This is a genomic window from Micromonospora sp. NPDC005686, from assembly GCF_042871665.1.
GTDB lineage: Bacteria > Actinomycetota > Actinomycetes > Mycobacteriales > Micromonosporaceae > Micromonospora.
Genome location: NZ_JBIAIY010000008.1, coordinates 285,668 through 304,812 on the forward strand (window position 1 = coordinate 285,668; position 19,145 = coordinate 304,812).

The window sequence follows — 19,145 nt, forward strand, 5'->3', positions numbered from 1 at the left end:
GCGAGTACGACGAGGACGACGTCCGGATCCGACCGGGCCGGTCGTCGCGCCCGCGTACGCGCACCCGGCCCCGGCACGCCGACGCCGTCGAGGGCTTCGTCATCGCCGTCGACCGGGGCCGCTACACGTGCGTGCTGTCCGGGGCAGGGCCGGACGCGCCGCTCGTGACCGCCATGCGCGCCCGCGAGCTGGGCCGCAAGTCGGTGGTGGTGGGCGACCTGGTCGGACTGGTCGGGGACACCTCCGGGGCGTCCGGCGCGCTGGCCCGCATCGTGCGCATCGCCGAACGGACCTCGGTGCTGCGGCGTACCGCCGACGACGACGAGACCACCGCCGAGGGGCGGCTGGAACGGGTGGTGGTGGCGAACGCCGACCAGCTGGTGATCGTCAGCGCGCTCGCCGACCCGCCGCCGCGTACCGGCTTCATCGACCGCTGTCTGGTGGCCGCGTACGACGCCGGCATCGAGCCGCTGCTCTGCCTCACCAAAGCCGATCTGGGCGGCCCGGAGGCGGTGCTCGGCTACTACACCGAGCTGGAGTTGCCGTACGTGCTGATCCGCCCGGACTCCGACCTGGCCGCGCTGCGGGCGCTGCTCGCCGGCCGGGTCTCGGTCATGGTCGGCCACTCCGGGGTGGGCAAGTCGACGCTTGTCAACCGCCTCGTCCCGGCCGCCGAACGGGCGGTCGGCACGGTCAGCGCGATCGGCCGGGGCCGGCACACCTCGACCAGCGCGGTGGCGCTGCGCCTGCCCGCCGAGCCCGGCGCCGACGGCGACACCGGCTGGATCGTCGACACCCCGGGGGTACGCAGCTTCGGGCTGGCGCACGTGTCCGCCGAGAGCCTGCTGCACGGCTTCCCGGACCTGGTCGAGGCGACAGTGGACTGCCCGGCCAACTGCCCGCACACCGGCGACGAGGCGGACTGCGCGCTCGACGCCTGGGTGGCCGCCGGGAAGGCGGACGCCCGCCGGCTCGCCTCGTACCGCCGGTTGCTGGCCTCCCGCAGCGGCGAGGGCGACCCGCGCGAGCCGGAGCGCAACCCCGGCGACCCGCTCGCCGGTTCCTGATCGGCGGACCGGCGGCGACCCGCCGTCGCGGGTCGGGCCGCCGCCGCTAGCGTGTCGGACATGACCGGGTACGCCGACGACCTCGCCCTCGCCCACCTGCTCGCCGACGCCGCCGACGCCGTCTCCTCGGCCCGCTTCCGCGCGCTCGACCTGCGCGTGGAGTCCAAGCCGGACCTGACCCCGGTCTCCGACGCCGACACCGCCGTGGAGCGGGAGATCCGCGCGCTGCTGGCCGCCCACCGTCCCGCCGACGGCCTGCTCGGCGAGGAGTACGGCGAGCAGCCGCCGGCCGGACCGGACGGGCGGCGCTGGGTGGTCGACCCGATCGACGGCACGAAGAACTTCGTCCGGGGCGTGCCGGTCTGGGCCACGCTCGTCGCGCTGCTGGAACACGACCGGCCGGTGCTCGGCCTGGTCTCCGCCCCGGCGCTGGGCCGCCGCTGGTGGGGCGCGCTCGGCGCGGGCGCGTTCGCGGGCACCGGCCCGACGGACGGCACGCCGATCCGGGTCTCCGGCGTCACCGAGCTCGCCGACGCGAGCTTCTGCTACTCGTCGCTGACCGGTTGGGAACAGGCCGGCCGGCTGGACGCGGTGCTCCAGCTCATGCGCGACACCTGGCGCAGCCGTGCGTACGGCGACTTCTACGGCTACATGCTGCTGGCCGAGGGAGCACTGGACGTGATGGTGGAGCCGGAACTGTCGCTGTGGGACATCGCCGCGCTGGTGCCGATCGTCACCGAGGCCGGCGGAAGGATCACCGACCTGGCCGGGCGGCCCGCACCGGCCGGCGTGGACTCCGCCGACATCAGCGCCGTGGCCAGCAACGGCGCGCTGCACGACGACATCCTGACCCGGCTCGGCCGTCCAGCCGAGCGCTGACCCGGGGAGAGCCTCTATCCTCGCCAGGTGGTTTCCTCTGGTTGGTGCTTCCTGGCGGCGATGATCATCGCGTACGGCTTCGCCAACCTCCTTCAGTCGATCGCCGCCGCGCGGACCACCGTGCACCACACGTTCGACCCGGGGCTGCTGCTGCGCCTCGCCGGGCACCGGACCTACCTGATCGGCCTGGCCTGCCAGGTCGTCGGCTTCGTGCTGGCCTTCCTGGCCCGCCGGGACCTGCCGTTGTTCCTGGTCCAGGCCAGCGTGGCGGCCGGGCTCGGGGTGACCGCCGTACTCGGCGTGCTGGTGCTCAAGTGGCGGCTGCCGGCCGCCGAGATGGTCCTGCTGGTGCTGTTGTTCGCCGGCATCACCGCGCTCGTGCTGTCGGCGCAGCCGGCGCCGTCACGACAGCTCGGCACCGCCGGGCTGGTCGGCCTGGCGGTGGCGGTGGCGGCGATCGCCGGCTCGGGCTTCTTCGCCGCCCGGCTGCACGGCGCGCTCGGGTCCGTGGTGCTCGGCTCGCTCGCCGGGATGGCGTTCTCCGCCGCGGCGGTGGCGGCCCGTCCGCTCGCCTCGGCCGGATCGGTGGAGGCGTTCGTCCGCGATCCGCTGCTCTACCTGCTGATCGTCCACTCGGTGATCGGTCAGCTCCTGCTCGGGCTGGCCATGCAACGCGGGTCGACCACGGCGGCGGTGGCCGCGATGGACGCGGCCGGCGCGGTGCCCGCGGCGATCGTCGGACTGCTGCTGCTCAACGACAAGATCTGGCCCGGCCGGGAATGGCTGGCCGGACTCGGCTTCCTGGTGACGCTCGCGGCGGTGGTCGGCCTGACTCGGTACGCCGAACCGCAGCACCACCACACCGGCGCCCGCGACCGCCGGAAGGCGGCGGTGGGCGCCGGGCTGGTGCCGCTTCAGGCCGCCTCGACCGGCCCGCGTTCGGAGACGACCACCTCGTCCGGCGCTGTCACCTCGACCGGCGCTGTCACCTCGACCGGCGCCGTCGGCTCGGTCGGGGTGGCCGGACGGCGCCGGCCGATCACCCGCTCGTAGAGGCGCTCCAGCGCGGTGGCGGTCCGTTCCCAGGTGTAGCTGCACCGGACCCGGTCCACCGCGGCGTGCCCGTACGCGAACCGCCCGGCGTTGTCCGACAGCAGCCGGCGCAGCGTGACCCCGAGCGTGCGTACGTCACCCGGCGGCACCAGCTTGCCGGTCACCTCGTCCACCACCGCGTCGGCGATGCCGCCCATGGCGTACCCGACCACCGGCACGCCGCAGGCCATCGCCTCCAGCGACACCCGCCCGGCTGCCGCGTAGTGCGGCGTGCAGGCCACCACGTCGGCGGAGCGGTACCAGGTGGCCATCTGGTCGTGCGGCACCGCGCCGACCAGCTTCACCTGCTCCGCCACGCCCGCGCGTTCGGCCAGTTCGCGCAGGCGGCGCGCTTCGGCGTGCCCGTCCAGCCGCTCGGCCGGCGGGCCGCCCGCAATCACCAGTTCGGCGTCACCGACCAGCCGCATCGCCCGGATCAGGTCATCCTGGCCGTGCCCGGGCGCGAGCCCGCCGACGGAGAGGATCCGGGGCCGCTGGTCCCGGGGCGCCGCCTCACCGTCCGGGTGGAACCAGCCGGTGTCCACGCCGGTCGGCACCATCGCCACGGCGGTGCGTTGCAGGCCCATCCGGGTCAGCTCGTCGACCTCGTCGTTGCACTGGGCGACCGCCGCGTCCACGGCCCGGGTCAGCGCCCGCTCCAGCGGGATGCGCTCCCCCGGCCCGGTGTAGTCACGGCCGAGGTGACGCAGTTGCTCCACGCCGAGCGAGTGGAACGTCTGCACCACCGGGATGTCGGTGGCGCGTACCGCGTGGGCGGCGGCCAGCCCGCCGACCCAGTAGTGCCCGTGCACCACGTCGGGGGTCCAGTCACCGGCCCACTGCCCGGCCAGCCAGCGGCCGTACTCGGCGACGAAGGGGACCAGTTCGGCGGTGGAGAGCGTGTCGGGGGGGCCGACCGGGACACGTTCCACCCGGTAGCCGTCGAGTTCGGTCAGGGCGGGCTGGGCGGACGCGGCACGGCGCTCGTAGACGCGGACGTCATGGCCCCGGGCGGCGAGTTCCGCCGCCACGCGCGCGACATGCTCCTGCGTTCCGACGGTGGGACCGTCGGTGGACGAGCCGGCGTGCGCGCATACAAGGCCGACGCGCATGGTGCACCTCCATGCGTTCTCGCGAGCGGGGTCTCCGGTCAGAGCGTCCCATTAACCCAGGCCTGGTGCGCCCAAACCTGACAGATCGGGGTCACCCGACCACGGCCGTCCGGGACGACGGGACAGCCGACCGAACCCGATCAGCGGCGGATCGGTCGGCATGACGGCCCGGGCCGGGGGTACCGACAGGGAATGCCGCTCACCCGCAGCCTCTCCGACGCCACTGTCGTCGTCACCGGCGCCTCCAGCGGGATCGGCGCGTCCACCGCGTACGCGCTGGCCCGTCGGGGTGCCAACCTCGTGCTGGCCGCCCGGACCGAGTCCGCGTTGCGCCGGGTCGCCGTACTCTGCCGGGAACTGGGCGGGCAGGCCCTGGTGGCGCCCACCGACGTGACCGACCCGGCGGCGGTGGAGCGGCTGGCCGAGCGGGCGGTGGCCGAGTTCGGCCGGATCGACGCCTGGATCAACAACGCCGCCGTGGGCGCCGTGGGGCTGTTCGACGAGATCCCGGTGGCCGAGTTCCGCCGGGTGGTGGACGTGAACCTGCTCGGCGCCGTGTACGGGACGCGGGCCGCGCTGCCCCGGCTGGAGGCGGCCGGCGGCGGGGTGCTGGTCAACAACGCCTCGGTTCTGGCCGAGGTGGCGATGCCGTACCAGTCGGCGTACAACGCGACAAAGCACGCGATCCGCGGGCTGGCCGACACCGTACGGCAGGAGCTGCGGGTGACCGGGCGGGGGAACATCTCGGTCTGCACGGTGCTGCCCGCCACCGTCGACACGCCGTTCTTCCGGCACGCGGCCAACCACTCCGGCCGGGAGCTGACCCCGCCGCCGCCGGTGTACCCGCCGGACATGGTCGCCGAGACGATCGTCAAGCTGCTGCGCCGGCCCCGGCGGGAGGCGTACGCGGGCGGCGCGGCCCGGCTGATCGGGCTCCAGTGGCGGCTCGCGCCGGCGGTGGCCGAGCGGGTGCTGGGCTGGTACACCGCGCGCACCCAGTTCGGCCCCGGCGTACGCGCCGACTCCTCCGGCGCCGTGTTCACGCCGGACTCGGCCGCGGAGCGGACCGACGGGTGGTCCGGCCGGCGCGGTCAGGTGCTACGGCTGACCGCGGCCGTCGGGCTGGCCGCCGGCACCGCTGCCGGCACGGTGGCGGCGCTCAGCCGCCGGTCGCGGACCGGTCGGCCATGAGTCCCGTCGACCGGACCGGTGCGCGGGCGCGGACCGACGTGCACAATGGGACGATCATGCCGACGGATGCGCGTTGCCTGGTGGAGACCCACGATTCCTCCCCGACGGTCCGGCTGACCGGAGTGCTCGACCGGTCCGAGGTGGAAACCGTGCGGGACGCGCTGCTCACCCGGTTGTGGCAGCGCCCCGGGGTGCTGCTGGTGGACCTGTCCGGAGTGCGGATCACCGATCCGGGCGCACGCGACGCGCTGGACGAGGTCTGCCGGGCGGTCGCCGACTGGCCCGCCGCCGAGTTGCTGCTCGATCCGGCCGCGCCGCCGCCGGACGCGCCGCCCGAGCCGCTCGACGCCGAACTGCCCCCGGTGGTCGAGGCCGCCCGCGAGGCGCGGGTGCTGGTGACCGACGGGTGCGCCAGATGGGGGCTGCCGGAGCTGGCGGAGCCGGCCTGCATCGCGGTCACCGAGATGGTCAACAACGTGGTGGCGCACGCCGTCACCCCGATGACGCTCCGGCTGGCCCCGCGCGGCGGCGCGCTGCACCTGGCCGTCCGGGACCACTCGACCGGCCGGCCCGCGTACCGGGGGGCGGCGCCGACGGACTCGGTGGGCGGACGAGGGCTGCTGCTCATCGACACGGTGGCCCGGCGCTGGGGCAGCACCGCCCTGCCCGACGGCAAGGTGGTGTGGTGCGTGCTGTACGCCGAGGACGAGGTGACATTCCGCAACTGAGGCACCTTTTCGCCCCGTTGCTCCCGATCCACCCGGCCGGTTGCGGTTAGGGCGGGGAGCGCAGTGGGTAGATCCCGAGCATGCGCGACGACGAGTACCCCACCCCCGTGTCCGATCCCGAGGCGGAGGGCCTGCCCGACACCGCCGACGACGACTCCACCGCGAACGACGACGTGCTGACCGGGCGCGAGGCGGACGGCCCCGAGCCGGCCCAGCTGCCCGGTGACCGCACGCCGGTCGCCGTGGACCAGTTCGGCACCACGGCGGAGGAGCAGCTCGACGGCGAGTCGCTGGACTACAAGCTCCAGCGCGAGCGGTACGAGCGCCCCGCCGACGATCCACTCGCCGGCCCGGTCGACCCCGCCATCGCCGCCGAGGCGGAGAGCGAGGAGGCCGCCGCCCGGGCCCAGCTCGACGCCGACGTGATCGACCCGGGCCCGGTCTCGGACCCGAACTCCCCGGTCTCGGTGTACGACCACGGGCAGCTCGGCACCGTCGCCGACCACCAGGTGGGCCGGCTGGTCGAGCCGGACGAGGGCGCGCACACCGACCAGGAGACCGACAACGTCGCCTACGACGCCGGCGCGGCCGGCGGCGGGGCCAGCGCGGAGGAGCTGGCGGTGCACGAGACCCGGCCGCCGGAGGCGCACTGACCGCTCAGTCGTCCAGGCCCCGCTCGATGGCGTACCGGGTCAGCTCGACCCGGTTGTGCAACTGGAGCTTGCCCAGGGTGTTCTGCACATGGTTCTGCACGGTCCGGTGGGACAGGCCCAGCCGGTCGGCGATCTGCTTGTAGGACAGCCCCTTGGCCACCAGGCGCAGCACCTCGGTCTCCCGCTCGGTGAGCCGGGGTGCGTCGTCGTCCGGGTCGGGCGGCGCGGCGGCCAGCCGCCGGTACTCCCCCAGCACCAGTCCGGCCAGGCCGGGCGTGAACACCGGCTCACCGGCAGCCGTACGGCGCACCGCGTCCAGGAACTCCGCCGGAGCGGCCGACTTGACCAGGTAGCCGGTGGCGCCGGCCTTGACCGCGTCGAGCACGCCCTGCGGCTCCCCGCTGGCCGAGAGCATGAGCACCCGCACGTCGGGCAGCGCGGCGCGCAGGCCCCGGATCACCTCGACGCCGGAGATGTCCGGCAACTGGAGGTCGAGCACCACGAGGTCGGGGCGGGCCGCCGCGGCCACCCGTACCGCCTGCCGCCCCTCACCACTGGTCGCCACCACCTGATGGCCCGCCTCGGTGAGGTCGCGGGCCACGCCCTCGCGCCACATCGGGTGGTCGTCGACCACCATCACCCGGACGCTCATCCGCGGCTCCTCGGCACGACCAGCTCGATCTCGGTGCCGGCGCCGGACACGGAGGCGATCCGCACCTCCCCGCCCAGGTCCGCCACCCGGCCCTGGATGGACTGCGCCACCCCGAGCCGGCCCTGCGCGGCGGCCTCCGCCAGCCGCCCCTCCGGGATGCCCGGTCCCTCGTCGCGTACCGAGACGGTCACCGTCTCCTCCTCGTCCTCGATCAGCACCCAGGCCCGCCCGCCGGCGTGCCGGGCCACGTTGTCGAGCGCCGCGCCGACCGCCGCGGCCAGCTCACCGGCGGTACGCGCCGGCAGCGGCACCGGTGTGGCGGGCGCGGCCACCCCGACCGTGGCCGAGGCGTACCTGTCGATCAGGTCACGCAGGTCCTGCTCGGCCCCGGCCGGGTCCGGCGCCGCCCCCGCCCGGCCGATCAGCGCTCGCAGCGCCGCCTCCTGCTCGCCGGCCAGCCGCGCCAGCTCGGCCGCCTCGCCGTCCAGCTCCGCGCCACGTCGCCGGACCAGCGCGAGCACCTGGAGCACGGAGTCGTGGATGTCGCGGGCCAGCCGTTCCCGTTCCCGGGTGGCCGCCTCCAGCTCCACCGCCCGCTGCAACCGCTCCTCCGCCTCCACCGCCAGCCGCGCCACGTGCCCGACCACCACACCGGCCAGCAGCATCAGGATCGCACCGGTCAGCGCGGACGGGCTGATCCGGTCCCGGGTGGCGAGGTCGGCGCCACCGAGCACGATCGCGGCCATCACGCCGCCACGCCGCCCGCAGGCGACCGCCCAGGCGAGCACCGGCCCGGCCAGCCAGGCGGCGGTCAGCATCGGCACCCCGGCGGCGAGCGCGGCGCTGCCGACCACCCACGGAGTGACCAGGATGAGCGCCAGCACCACGCCGAGGTCGGTCAGCAGCAGCGGCCAGCGCCGCCCGGCCGGCCGGCCGTACCCGGCCGCCGTCACGCCGCTCCAGGCCAGCATCGCCAGCAGGACACCGCCCGCGGCGACCGGGTGCGCGTAGCGGCCCGCGTCGCGCAGCACGACCAGTCCGACGTACGCGAGCGCGGCGAAGCGGAACACCGCTATCGATCGCCAGAACGGGCCCTCAAGGCCGGAGGACGACGGCATGTGCGTCACCCTGTCACAGCCGGTCCAGGGCACCCCGGGGGTGCGGCCCGAGAAACCCTGACGTACGGTGGAAATGCCGCGAAAGTCGTCGACAACCATCGTCGGGACGGGGTCATGACAAACGCAGAACTCCCCGCACCGCGTACGGTTGTGCCCATCGAACCTTCCCTGCTTCTCGCCACGGCCTTCGACCAGGCGCAGGTGACCGGGCTGCGGCACGCGGTCAGCTCACACGCGCACGGCGCGGGCCTCTCCGGCCAACGGCTGGACGACTTCGTGCTGGCGGTCAACGAACTGATCACCAACGCGGTCCGGCACGGCGGCGGGCAGGGCTGGCTGCGGCTCTGGCAGCGCGGCGACGACCTGGTCTGCGAGGTCGCCGACCACGGGCCCGGGATCAGCGAACGGCGGCTGCGCGACCGGGACCGGCCCGCGCCGGACACCGCCGGCGGCTGGGGTCTCTGGCTGGCCCGGGAGCTGAGCGACTCGATGGAGGTGGACAGCGGCGACGCGGGCACCGTCGTCCGGATCACCGCCGCGCTCACCATCCGGCAGCCCGTCACCGGCCCACTGGAGGGCTGACCCAGGGCCGTCAGCCGAACAGGGCGCTCACCGACTCCCCGTTGTGGATCCGCCGCATCGCCTCGGCCAGGGCCGGCGCCACCGACAGCACCCCCAGCTTCGGCACCCGCTTCTCGGCCGGGATCGGCACCGTGTTCGTGCAGACGATCTCCAGTACGCCCTCCTGTGCGCTCAGCCGCTCCAGCGCCCCGCTGGAGAACAGGCCGTGCGTGCAGGCCAGCCGGATCGAGCGGACCCGCCGCTCGTGCAGGTGCGAGATCAGCTCGATCACGGTGCTGCCCTTGGCGATCTCGTCGTCCAGCACGATCACGTCCCGGTCCGTCACGTCGCCGATGATCGTGCTGATCTGCACCCGGTCGTCGCTGTAGCGCTGCTTGGCCCCGGCCGCGACGGGCGTGCCGAGCATCCGGGCGAACGCGGCGGCCTCCTTGGCGTTGCCCAGGTCCGGCGAGACCACCACCGCGTTGCTCAGGTCGTACCCCTTGAAGTGGGCGGCCAGCTCGCGCAGCGCGTGCAGGTGGTCCACCGGGACGCTGAAGAAGCCGTGCACCTGCGGCGAGTGCAGCGTCATGGCCAGCACCCGGTCCGCGCCGGCGTAGGTGAGCAGGTCGGCGACGAGCCGGCCGCCGATGGAGATGCGCGGCGCGTCCTTCTTGTCCGACCGGGCGTACGCGTAGTGCGGCAGCACCACCGTGATCCGCGCGGCCGAGGCGCCCCGGGCCGCGTCGATCATGAGCAGCAGCTCGACCAGGTGCTCCTGCACCGGTGGCACCAGCGGCTGGATGAGGAAGACGTCGCGCTCCCGGCAGTTCGCCTGCAACTGCACCTCAAGGCAGTCGTTGGCGAACCGGGACACCCGGACCGGGTGCAGCGGAACGTGGAGGTGGGCGCAGATCTCGGTGGCGAGGTCCGGATGGGCGGTCCCGCTGAACACGGCAATGTCACGCACGTCTGATGATCGTACGGGTCGCCGGAGGAAGACGGTGGGCGGTCGCGGCGGGTACGGTGCTGCCGTGACCGCAGAGTTCGTCGCCGCCATCGACCAGGGCACCACGTCCTCGCGCTGCATCGTCTTCGACCGGGCCGGTGAGATCGTCGCCGTGGCCCAGCGCGAGCACCGGCAGATCTTCCCCCGGCCCGGCTGGGTCGAGCACGACGCCGAGGAGATCTGGACGAACGTCGAGCACGTGGTGCGCGAGGCGCTGACCGGCGCCGACATCAGCACCGAGGCGCTGGCCGCGGTGGGCATCACCAACCAGCGGGAGACCACGGTGGTGTGGGACCGGGCGACCGGTCGCCCGGTGGCCAACGCGATCGTCTGGCAGGACACCCGCACCGGCCCGCTGCTGCGCGAGCTGACCGAGACGTACGACGAGGAGCGGCTGCGGACCCGCACCGGCCTGATCCCCGCCACCTACTTCGCCGGCCCGAAGCTGCGCTGGCTGCTCGACCACGTCGACGGTCTGCGCGAGCGCGCCGAACGCGGCGAGGTGCTGTTCGGCACCATGGACAGCTGGCTGATCTGGAAGCTGACCGGCCGGCACGTCACCGACGTGACGAACGCCAGCCGCACGATGCTGATGGACCTGGAGACGCTCGACTGGGCCCCGGAGCTGCTCGACGCGCTGCGGATCCCGGCCGCCGTGCTGCCCGAGATCCGCAGCTCGGCCGAGGTGTACGGCACCGCCCAGGGGGTGCTGGCCGGAGTGCCGGTGGCGAGCGCGCTCGGCGACCAGCAGGCGGCGCTGTTCGGGCAGACCTGCTTCCAGCCCGGCGAGGCCAAGTGCACCTACGGCACCGGCAGCTTCCTGCTGCTCAACACCGGCGCCAGCCCGGTACCGTCCCGGCACGGCCTGCTCACCACCGTGGCGTACCGGATCGAGGGCCAGCCCGCGGCGTACGCGTTGGAGGGCGCGATCGCGGTCACCGGCTCGCTGGTGCAGTGGCTGCGCGACAACCTCGGCCTGATCTCCACCGCAGCGGAGGTCGAGGAGCTGGCCCGCACCGTCGACGACAACGGCGGCTGCTACGTGGTGCCGGCCTTCTCCGGCCTGTTCGCCCCGCACTGGCGCAGCGACGCCCGGGGCGTGATCGCCGGGCTGACCGGCTACATCACCAAGGGGCATCTGGCCCGCGCGGTGCTGGAGGCGTCCGCCTTCCAGACCCGCGAGGTGGTGGACGCGATGAACGCCGACTCCGACGTGGCGTTGCGGCGGCTGCGGGTCGACGGCGGGATGACCGGCAACGAACTGCTCATGCAGTTCCTCGCCGACGTGGTGAACGTGCCGGTGGTCCGGTCCCGGATCACCGAGACGACCTGCCTCGGCGCCGCGTACGCCGCCGGTCTGGCAGTCGGGTTCTGGCCCGACCTGGCCACGCTGCGCGAGAAGTGGCGCTCGGACGCGCAGTGGGAGTCGACGATGGACCCGGAGCACCGGGAGCGCCAGCTGCGCCAGTGGCACAAGGCGGTCCAGCGCACGCTCGACTGGGCCGACTGAGCGTCAGTGCCAGCGGTTGCCGGTGAGCTTCTCGTACACCTCGACGTAACGGGCCCGGGTCGCCTCGATCACCTCGGCCGGCACCTCCGGCGCGGGCGGCTGCTTGTCCCAGCCGCCGGCCGTGGCCCAGTCCCGCACGTACTGCTTGTCGTAGGAGAACTGGGAGCGGCCCGGCTGGTACGACTCGGCCGGCCAGAACCGGGACGAGTCGGAGGTGAGCACCTCGTCGCCGAGGACCAGCGTGCCGTCCGGCGCCCAGCCCAGCTCCAGCTTCGTGTCCGCGATCAGGATGCCCCGCTCGGCGGCGATCTCCGCGCCGCGCCGGTAGACGTCGATGGTGATCTGCCGCAGCCGCTCCGCCACCTCCGGCCCGACCTTGTCCACCACCTGCTCGTACGTGATCGGCTCGTCGTGCTCGCCCTTCGGCGCCTTTGTCGACGGGGTGAAAATCGGCTCGGGCAGGATCGACGCCTCGACCAGGCCGCGGGGCAGCGGCACCCCGGAGACCGAGCCGGCGCGCTGGTATTCGGCGAAGCCGCCGCCGGTCAGGTAGCCCCGCGCCACGCACTCGACCGGCACCATCTCCAGCCGCCGGCAGCGGATCGCCCGGCCGGCGAACTCCGCCGGCACGTCGGTAGCCGAGATCACGTGGTTCGGCACCAGGTCGGACAACTGTTCGAACCACCACAGCGACAGCGCGGTGAGCAGGCGGCCCTTGTCCGGGATCGGGGTCGGCAGCACCACGTCGTAGACGGAGACGCGGTCGGTGGCGACCAGGATCAGGTCGTCGCCGTCGGCGTAGACGTCCCGGACCTTGCCCGAGTGCAGAAGTTCCACGGCGCTAGTACACCATGACCGGCGCGGGCCGCCCGGCGTGCCCGTCGCCGTCCGCCCGGCACGGACGCCCGGCGTTGACACCCGGCCGGGGGCCGGTGAAATGATCCGTCCACCCCACCTTCGGAGAGAGACCCGTGCGCGCTGTGCAGTCCGTACCCCGTCCCGGGTTCGACCGGCGACGGTTCCTCGGCGCGCTCACCGGGCTGCCGCTGGCTGCCGGGCTGCCGGTGCTCGCCGGATGCAGCCCGGACGAGGTGGCCGCCGACGACGGCCCGGTCGAGCTGTCCGTGTTCTGGTGGGGCGGCGCCCGCCGGGCCGCGGCCACCGAGCGGGCGCTACGGCTGTACTCGCAGCAGAACCCGCGGGTCAGCTTCCGGGTCACCTGGCAAGGGCTGGGCGGCTACTACGACCGGATCGCCACCCAGGCCACCGGCGGGAACCCGCCGGACCTGTTCCAGATCGACGACACCCTGCTCGCCGAGTACGCCGGCCGGGACATCCTGCTCGACCTCACCCGGTATGTCGCCGACGAGCGGCTCGACCTGCGCGAGGTGCCGGAGCAACTGGCCCGCTACGGCCAGGTGGACGAGCGGACGGTCGGTGTGCCGGCCGCGCAGACGAGCGCGGCGCTGGTGTTCAACCGCCGGCTGCTGCGCCGGCTGGGCCAGCCGGAGCCGCGTACCGGGATGTCCTGGAAGGAGTACGCGTCCTGGGCCGCCCGCGTCACGCGCGCCTCCGGCAACCGGGTGGCCGGCACCATGGACGCCTCCGGCGACTACCGGGCGTTCTGGTTGTGGCTGCGGGGCCAGGGCAGCGAGCTGTACCAGGGGCGGCAGCTCGGGTTCGGCTCCGCCGAACTGCTCGCCTGGTTCGAGTTCTGGGAGGTGGCGCGCTTCGACCGGGCCACACCGAGCGCCGCCCTGGTCGAGCAGGCCGACAGCGGCGAGCTGGCCCGCCAGCTCGTGGTCACCGGGCACGCCGCTGCCTCCTTCGCCTGGTCGCACCAGTTGCCGGAGCTGCAGGGCCTGACCGACGACGAGTTGGGCGCGGTCGCCTTCCCGGGTACGCCCGCCGCGCAGTGGCCGCGCGCGTCGATGTACTGGGCCGGTTTCCGGGGCACCCGCCACCCGGGGGCGGTGGTGGACGTGCTCGACTTCCTGACCACGAACGTGGCGGCCGGCCGTCTCCTCGGCCTGGAACGCGGCCTGAACGCCAGCAAGCAGGTGCGCTCGTTCGTCGCCGAGGAGGTCACCGGCCGGGCCGAGAGGCGCATGGCCGCGCTCGGCGCCGAGCTGGAGGATCTGGCCGGGCCGTCGCCCGCACCTCCGCCCAAGGGGCACGCCGAGGTGCGCACGCTGCTGATCGAGGCGGCCGAGAGCATCCGTGCCAAGCGGGCCGGCGCCCGCACCGCCACCTCCCGCTTCATGGCGCAGGCCAACACCGCCCTGGCCCGGTAGCCCGCCCCACCCCCGCGCCGGGGGTGGGGCGGATCCGCGTCAGCGCGGGGGACGGTTGCGGCGTCCGCGGGTGAGCAGCAACACGAGCAGCACGATGCCGCCGACCACCACGAGGCAGCAGAGCAGGCCGACGATGCCGAACCCACCGCGGGAGCGCCGGCGTGCCGCCTCCACCACGATCTCGCCGGTGCCGGTGGACGCCCAGGCCGCGACCGGCACGAAGACCGAGAGCACGACCGTACCGAGGACCGCGCCCAGGCGGCCCCACCACTTGTTCCATGCAGACATGCCCCCATCCTCGCCGAGACCCGCAACCCGGGCACGGCGGACGGAGTGGATGTCGCCGAGTTGCCCGGCACGCTCGTCGTGGCGCTGATCGGCGTCCTGCTGTCGGCTGCTCGCCCTCACCGAGACGACCCCGGAATGAGTTCAGGCCCGGAATCCGTGGATTCCGGGCCTGAACTTTGGTAGCGGGGACAGGATTTGAACCTGCGACCTCTGGGTTATGAGCCCAGCGAGCTACCGAGCTGCTCCACCCCGCGTCGGCTCACATAGCTTATCGCACTCCGATCCTGGAGATCAGCCGGGTACCCGATCCCGGCCGCGCTCCGTCGCGGGCGTCCCCGGAGGGCCGGCGGGCATCATCCCGACACCGCTGGCCGAACCGGGACGGAGTACGGGAGCGCGCCCTTCACCTTGCCGCGCGCGACCGTGAGGAGGAGAGGACCGTGACCCCCGGAAGCAGCCTGGGATTGCTTCTGCGCCCCGGGTGAGCCCGAGCAGGGGTCGGTAACGGCGAAGGGCCCCGGAGAGAACTCCGAGGCCCTTCGTCACGAGTAGCGGGGACAGGATTTGAACCTGCGACCTCTGGGTTATGAGCCCAGCGAGCTACCGAGCTGCTCCACCCCGCGTCGGCTCGACAACCGTAGCGCATCGCCCAGGGGAGGCGCAAAACGGGTACCCACCGGTGGCGGCGCCGCCCGGGGCGTCCGCTCGACGGGACGGGACGAGCCCGCGGTCCGGGTGACCGTTGCGGTCCCGGACCACGGGCTCGTGGTGTCGGTCAGGGCGTCAGCCGCCCGGTGACGGCGCGGGTGAGGTCGGCGCCGGTGGCGAGACGCTGCCCGACGGCGCCGGGTTGCCCGAGCTGTTCGCCGCGGCCTGGGCCTGCTGGAACGCGCTCATCGCCTCGTCCAGCGCCTTCAGCGCGCGCCCGTACCGCTCGAAGTCACCGGACGCCTGCGCGGCCTTGACCTCGCCGATCGCGGTCTGCACCCGGGCGGCCGCCTGGGTCAGCTCCCCGCTCATCGGCGGCGTGTTGTTGTTGTCGCCCCCGGTCGGCGGCGGCGTGGGGGTGTCGTCGGTGCTGGGCGGCGGGTTGTTGTTCGGCGCCCGCTTGCCCTGCTCGACGAGTTGCTTGATGCCGTCGCTGAGGTTGTTGGCGAGCACCACGTACGAGCCGCCGTCACCGTAGGAGAGCAGCACCTTCTGCAGCAGCGGGTACGCGTCCTGGCTGCTGCTCTTCACGTACACCGGCTCGACGTAGAGCATGCCGTCGGCGAACGGCAGCGAGAGGAGGTTGCCGTACTGCACCTGCGCCTGGTTGGAGGAGAGCAGGTTGAGCTGCTGCCGGATGTCGCCGTTGTTCGTCATCTGCTGGTGCACCTGCGTCGGCCCGGAGATCCGGGTCTGGTCCGGCAGCTCCAGCACCTCCAGTCTCGGCTGCCCGTCGATGTACGACCCGGAGACCAGCGCGGCCAGGTTCTGCCGCCCGTTCGGGGTGACCGCGGAGGTCAACTGGAAGCGCGGCCCCTCCTGCCCGGGGAACTGGGTGAACAGGTAGTACGGTGGCTGCTTCTGCCCGCTGTCCGGCGCGTCCGGCACGTTCGGCACCTGCCAGAAGTCCTGGCCGGAGTAGAAGTCGCCGGGGTCGGTGACGTGGAACTTGGTGAGCAGGTTGCGCTGCACCTTGAACAGGTCGGCGGGGTAGCGGAAGTGCTCGGCCAGCTCCGCCGGGATGTCGCCCTTGGGCAGCACCAGGTCGCCGCCGAACGCCTTGTTCCACGCCTTGAGCACCGGGTCGGTGTCGTCGTACGAGTAGAGCTTGACCGTGCCGTCGTACGCGTCGACTGTCGCCTTCACCGAGTTGCGGATGTAGTTGACGTTCTCCCGGGCGAGCTGGAACGTGCCCCGGCCGGTCAGCTCGTCGGTCGTCTCGGCCTGGAGGTTGACCCGCTCGGCGTACGGGTAGGTCGCCGCGGTGGTGTAGCCGTCGATGATCCACAGGACACGCCCGTTGACCACCGCCGGGTACGGGTCGCCGTCGAGCGTGAGGAACGGCGCGACCTTCTCCACCCGGTCGCGCGGGTTACGCACGTACAGCAGCTTCGAGTTCTCGTTCACCGCCTCGGAGAGCAGGAAGTTCGACTCCTGCTCCTTGATCGCGTAGAGCAGCCGGCGCGGGAACGAGCCGATCTTGACGCCGCCCTCGCCGGTGTAGGTGTAGTACTGCTCACCGCCGGTGGAGGTGGGCCGGTCGAACTCGACGTTACGGTCGCCGTTCTGCCCGACGATCGCGTAGTCACCCGCCTCCATCCGCTCGCCGTAGTAGATCCGCGGCTGCTGGGCCGGGATCTCCTCGGTCGGCGCGGAGCACGCCTCCTGCGCCTTCTCGCCCAGATAGCCGGAGACGAAGTACGGCTGGCCGCCGCAGACCACCTGGTTCGCCGGGGCGGCCACCAGGCCGTACCCGTGGGTGTAGACGGTGTGGCGGTTGATCCAGTTGTTCTGCTGGTCGGTCAGCTCGCCGTAGTTGATCTCACGGACGCCGACCACGTAGTCGGAGGTCTTGTCCTTGACCGAGTACCTGTCGATGTCCAGCTTCGAGCCGAAGTCGTAGAAGCCACGGACCTGCTGGAGCTGCGTGTACGTCTCGGAGACGAGCTGCGGGTCGAGCAGCCGGATGTTCGACACCACCGAGGTGTCGGTGGCCAGGCTGGCGGGTGGCACGAGGTTGCTGGCGGCGTACGGCGTGGTCTTCGTGCCGTCGAGGCCGAACGCGGACCTGGTGGCCTTGATGCTGCGTTCGATGTACGGCGCCTCCTTGTCCCGGGCGCTCGGCTTGACCTCGAACGTCTGCACCGCCCACGGGTAGATGCCGCCGATCGCCACCGCGGAGACGCCGAGCAGGGCGAGCGAGATGCCCGGCCAGACCAGGTTCCGCATGACCGCGTTGGAGAACACGATGATCGCCAGGGCCACCACGATGGAGATCCAGGCGAGGATCTCCTTCGCCGGCAGCAGCGCGTTCACGTCGGCGTAGCCGGCGCCGTAGAGCTTGGCACCCTCGTTGTACTCCAGCAGCATGGCTCGCCGGTCCAGCACGTAGGCGACGGCCTTGAGCAGCACGAACACGGCGACCAGCGAGCTGAGGTGGGCCCGGGCGGCGTTCGTCATCCGGTCGCCGACGCCCTGGAGCCGCACCCCGCCGAAGATGTAGTGCACGGCGAGCGCGCCGAGCAGCGACAGCACCACGGTGGTGAAGCCGACGCCGAGCAGGTAGCGCCAGAACGGGAGCTGGAAGACGTAGAAGCCGACGTCGACGCCGAACTCCGGGTCCTTCACCCCGAAGTCGCCGCCGTTGCGGAACAGCAGCCACTGGGCCCACCGGCTCTGCGCGGAGAGGCCGGCGAACAGCCCGACGACGGCGGCGGCGAGCGCGATCCAGGTGCCGAGCCGCGGGCTCAGCAGCATCCGGTAGCGCTCCAGGGTCGCCTGCTCGGCCGAGTGCGGACGCATCCGGGGCCGCAGCCGGTACGCCAGCCAGAGGTTGCCGCCGACGATCAGCGCCATGCCGACGCCGATCACCAGGAACAGCAGCAGCCGGGTGACGAGCACGCCGGTGAAGATCTGGGTGTAGCGGACCTCGCCGAACCAGAGCCAGTCCGTCCAGGCGTTGACGCCCCACCCGAGGAGGGTGAACAAGACGAACACCCCGATCAGGACACCAATGGTGACGCGTCCGCGCCGGCTCATCCTCGGTAAGGGACTGCTACGCATGACCACTGTTTGGCTCCGCACGCTCGATGTGATCGGCTCCGACCAGGCACCAAGAGTACGGGGTGTTCCTGAGCACGTCGGGTCAAGGTCACGTCACGATCCGCCCGGTGGCCGCAGGCCGGCCCGCCTCAGCAGCGCGTCGGCTGTCCCCCGGACCGCAACGCTTCGAGCGCCCTCAACGCCTCGTCGAGCGTGGCGACCTTCAGCAGCGGCAGGCCCGGCTGCGGGTTGCGGACCGCCTCGGCGCAGTTGTCGGCGGGCACCAGGAACACCTTCGCGCCCGCGTCCTTGGCGCCGACCAGCTTCTGCGCGATGCCGCCGATCGGGCCGACCCGGCCCTCGTCGTCGATGGTGCCGGTACCGGCGATGATCTTTCCACCGGTGAGGTCGGCCGGCTCCAGCTTGTCGATGATGCCGAGCGAGAACATCAGCCCGGCGCTGGGACCGCCGATGTCACCCAGGTCGATCTTGAGGTTGAACGGGTGCGGCTGCTGCTGGTCGATCTCCACGCCGATCCGCGGCCGGCCGTCCTGTTCGCGGCTGGTCACCGTGGCGGTGCCCGGGGTGTCGCCCCGGCTGTAGCCGATCTTCAGCGCGGTGCCCGCCGGCTTGGACCGGATCAGCTCGGTCAGCTTGGCCGCGCTCGTCACCTGCACCCCGTCGACCGAGGTGAGCACGTCGTCGGGCCGCAGCACGCCGACCGACGGGCCGCCCGCCGTGACCGCCTTGACCAGCACCTTGACCGGGTAGCCCAGTTGGCGCAGCGCCGCCGTCTCGGCGCTGGTCTGCGAGTTCTGGAAGTCCTCCGCGTTGCGCTTCTCGACCTCCTCCTGCGACTCCCCCGGCGGGTAGACCAGCTCCCGCGGCACCACGGCCTCGTCCGAGGAGAACCATCCGGCCAGCGCCGACCGCAGCCGCACCGTCGGCTGCACACCGACAGTGGTGAGCCGGAGCTGACCGGCGGAGGTGGACGTCGCGCGGCCGGTCACCTGGATGACCTCCTTGCCGTCCTCGCGGCCCAGCGTGTTCACCGTCGGACCGGGGCCGAGCACCACGTACGGCAGCGGCACGCTCAGCACGCCGACGCTGAGCAGGGCGGTGAGCAGGGCACCGAGCAGGACGGTCACGCCGCGACGTCTCATGCGCCAGAGCGTACCGATCCGTCCCCCGCCATCCGGCGCGGTGACCGGCGGACTTCGCCCTCAGCGCAACGCCGAGTG

16 protein-coding genes, 2 tRNA genes and 1 pseudogene are annotated in these 19,145 nt (G+C 73.0%); 9 read left to right on the forward strand and 10 right to left on the reverse strand.

The annotated features are described in order from the left end of the window. The first annotated feature begins 131 nt into the window (after positions 1-131). The 3 genes and pseudogenes from rsgA to ACFYON_RS20290 all read left to right on the forward strand — a co-directional run. Positions 132-1,067: a ribosome small subunit-dependent GTPase A gene (rsgA, locus tag ACFYON_RS20280; RefSeq protein ID WP_354871571.1), complete on the forward strand. Its 936-nt coding sequence runs from the start codon at positions 132-134 to the stop codon at positions 1,065-1,067. Positions 1,068-1,127: 60 nt separating this feature from the next. Then, positions 1,128-1,946: a histidinol-phosphatase gene (gene hisN / locus ACFYON_RS20285; RefSeq protein WP_355047212.1), complete on the forward strand. Its 819-nt coding sequence runs from the start codon at positions 1,128-1,130 to the stop codon at positions 1,944-1,946. A gap of 60 nt (positions 1,947-2,006) precedes the next feature. Next, positions 2,007-2,903 (forward strand): annotated as a pseudogene (locus ACFYON_RS20290) (hypothetical protein); the annotation flags it as partial. Here the strand turns inward: ACFYON_RS20290 and ACFYON_RS20295 are convergent. Then, on the reverse strand, positions 2,861-4,150 hold the full coding sequence (locus ACFYON_RS20295) for a glycosyltransferase (RefSeq protein ID WP_387189149.1): 1,290 nt from the start codon (positions 4,148-4,150) through the stop codon (positions 2,861-2,863). The pseudogene ACFYON_RS20290 and the gene ACFYON_RS20295 sit on opposite strands and share 43 nt — an antisense overlap. Before the next feature lie 192 nt (positions 4,151-4,342). Here ACFYON_RS20295 and ACFYON_RS20300 point away from each other — a divergent pair, with 192 nt between their 5' ends. The 3 genes from ACFYON_RS20300 (at position 4,343) to ACFYON_RS20310 (ending at position 6,722) form a co-directional block, all read left to right on the forward strand. Then, on the forward strand, positions 4,343-5,341 hold the full coding sequence (locus tag ACFYON_RS20300; protein WP_387189148.1) for an SDR family oxidoreductase: 999 nt from the start codon (positions 4,343-4,345) through the stop codon (positions 5,339-5,341). A gap of 56 nt (positions 5,342-5,397) precedes the next feature. Continuing rightward, the gene (locus ACFYON_RS20305) at positions 5,398-6,069 is read left to right on the forward strand and encodes an ATP-binding protein (protein ID WP_354871582.1); all 672 of its coding nucleotides are present in this window, start codon (positions 5,398-5,400) and stop codon (positions 6,067-6,069) included. An 80-nt stretch (positions 6,070-6,149) separates the two neighbouring features. Then, positions 6,150-6,722 (forward strand): DUF5709 domain-containing protein, encoded by a 573-nt coding sequence (locus ACFYON_RS20310; protein ID WP_354871584.1) that lies wholly within the window; start codon positions 6,150-6,152, stop codon positions 6,720-6,722. A 4-nt stretch (positions 6,723-6,726) separates the two neighbouring features. On the opposite strand, the gene ACFYON_RS20315 is transcribed toward ACFYON_RS20310, so the two are convergent. Together ACFYON_RS20315 and macS are read right to left on the reverse strand one after the other, a co-directional pair. Then, the gene (locus ACFYON_RS20315) at positions 6,727-7,374 is read right to left on the reverse strand and encodes a response regulator transcription factor (protein ID WP_354871587.1); all 648 of its coding nucleotides are present in this window, start codon (positions 7,372-7,374) and stop codon (positions 6,727-6,729) included. Next, entirely contained in the window at positions 7,371-8,492 is a 1,122-nt protein-coding gene (gene macS, locus ACFYON_RS20320) for a MacS family sensor histidine kinase (protein ID WP_387189147.1), read from the reverse strand. The genes ACFYON_RS20315 and macS overlap by 4 nt, the downstream gene beginning before the upstream one ends. Before the next feature lie 114 nt (positions 8,493-8,606). Between macS and ACFYON_RS20325 the strand changes: the two genes are divergently transcribed. After that, positions 8,607-9,074: an ATP-binding protein gene (locus ACFYON_RS20325; RefSeq protein ID WP_354871591.1), complete on the forward strand. Its 468-nt coding sequence runs from the start codon at positions 8,607-8,609 to the stop codon at positions 9,072-9,074. Between the two features lie 10 nt (positions 9,075-9,084). Here the strand turns inward: ACFYON_RS20325 and ACFYON_RS20330 are convergent, their stop codons facing one another. After that, positions 9,085-10,023: a ribose-phosphate pyrophosphokinase gene (locus tag ACFYON_RS20330; RefSeq protein ID WP_355047211.1), complete on the reverse strand. Its 939-nt coding sequence runs from the start codon at positions 10,021-10,023 to the stop codon at positions 9,085-9,087. A gap of 64 nt (positions 10,024-10,087) precedes the next feature. Between ACFYON_RS20330 and glpK the strand changes: the two genes are divergently transcribed. Beyond that, positions 10,088-11,572: a glycerol kinase GlpK gene (glpK, locus tag ACFYON_RS20335; protein WP_387189146.1), complete on the forward strand. Its 1,485-nt coding sequence runs from the start codon at positions 10,088-10,090 to the stop codon at positions 11,570-11,572. 3 nt (positions 11,573-11,575) lie between these two features. Here glpK and ACFYON_RS20340 read toward each other — a convergent pair whose 3' ends face one another. Beyond that, positions 11,576-12,409 carry a phosphoribosylaminoimidazolesuccinocarboxamide synthase gene (locus ACFYON_RS20340; RefSeq protein ID WP_387189145.1) on the reverse strand — a complete coding sequence of 278 codons (834 nt, stop codon included), beginning with the start codon at positions 12,407-12,409 and terminating at the stop codon, positions 11,576-11,578. A gap of 134 nt (positions 12,410-12,543) precedes the next feature. On the opposite strand from ACFYON_RS20340, the gene ACFYON_RS20345 reads away from it, so the two are divergent. Then, a complete protein-coding gene (locus ACFYON_RS20345) occupies positions 12,544-13,866 on the forward strand; it encodes an extracellular solute-binding protein (RefSeq protein WP_354871600.1) in 1,323 nt (440 codons plus the stop codon). Positions 13,867-13,905: 39 nt separating this feature from the next. Here the strand turns inward: ACFYON_RS20345 and ACFYON_RS20350 are convergent, their stop codons facing one another. The 5 genes from ACFYON_RS20350 to ACFYON_RS20370 all read right to left on the reverse strand — a co-directional run bounded on the left by ACFYON_RS20350 (position 13,906) and on the right by ACFYON_RS20370 (position 19,067). Then, positions 13,906-14,154 carry a hypothetical protein gene (locus ACFYON_RS20350; RefSeq protein WP_354871602.1) on the reverse strand — a complete coding sequence of 83 codons (249 nt, stop codon included), beginning with the start codon at positions 14,152-14,154 and terminating at the stop codon, positions 13,906-13,908. A 177-nt stretch (positions 14,155-14,331) separates the two neighbouring features. Further along, a tRNA-Met gene (locus ACFYON_RS20355) sits at positions 14,332-14,408 on the reverse strand. Between the two features lie 295 nt (positions 14,409-14,703). After that, positions 14,704-14,777: transfer RNA gene (locus ACFYON_RS20360), tRNA-Met, on the reverse strand. Positions 14,778-14,937: 160 nt separating this feature from the next. After that, positions 14,938-17,925: a UPF0182 family protein gene (locus ACFYON_RS20365; protein WP_354871604.1), complete on the reverse strand. Its 2,988-nt coding sequence runs from the start codon at positions 17,923-17,925 to the stop codon at positions 14,938-14,940. 128 nt (positions 17,926-18,053) lie between these two features. Then, positions 18,054-19,067, reverse strand: a complete 1,014-nt coding sequence (locus tag ACFYON_RS20370) for a PDZ domain-containing protein (RefSeq protein ID WP_354871607.1) — start codon at positions 19,065-19,067, stop codon at positions 18,054-18,056. Positions 19,068-19,145: the final 78 nt, after the last annotated feature.

Bases quoted from the DNA above. Each gene is read 5' to 3' on its own strand.
- hisN (WP_355047212.1), top strand. From the start codon at position 1,128: ATGACCGGGTACGCCGACGACCTCGCCCTCGCCCACCTGCTCGCCGAC.
- ACFYON_RS20295 (WP_387189149.1), bottom strand. From the start codon at position 4,150: ATGCGCGTCGGCCTTGTATGCGCGCACGCCGGCTCGTCCACCGACGGT.
- ACFYON_RS20300 (WP_387189148.1), top strand. From the start codon at position 4,343: ATGCCGCTCACCCGCAGCCTCTCCGACGCCACTGTCGTCGTCACCGGC.
- ACFYON_RS20305 (WP_354871582.1), top strand. From the start codon at position 5,398: ATGCCGACGGATGCGCGTTGCCTGGTGGAGACCCACGATTCCTCCCCG.
- ACFYON_RS20310 (WP_354871584.1), top strand. From the start codon at position 6,150: ATGCGCGACGACGAGTACCCCACCCCCGTGTCCGATCCCGAGGCGGAG.
- ACFYON_RS20315 (WP_354871587.1), bottom strand. From the start codon at position 7,374: ATGAGCGTCCGGGTGATGGTGGTCGACGACCACCCGATGTGGCGCGAG.
- macS (WP_387189147.1), bottom strand. From the start codon at position 8,492: ATGCCGTCGTCCTCCGGCCTTGAGGGCCCGTTCTGGCGATCGATAGCG.
- ACFYON_RS20325 (WP_354871591.1), top strand. From the start codon at position 8,607: ATGACAAACGCAGAACTCCCCGCACCGCGTACGGTTGTGCCCATCGAA.
- ACFYON_RS20350 (WP_354871602.1), bottom strand. From the start codon at position 14,154: ATGTCTGCATGGAACAAGTGGTGGGGCCGCCTGGGCGCGGTCCTCGGT.
- ACFYON_RS20365 (WP_354871604.1), bottom strand. From the start codon at position 17,925: ATGCGTAGCAGTCCCTTACCGAGGATGAGCCGGCGCGGACGCGTCACC.
- ACFYON_RS20370 (WP_354871607.1), bottom strand. From the start codon at position 19,067: ATGAGACGTCGCGGCGTGACCGTCCTGCTCGGTGCCCTGCTCACCGCC.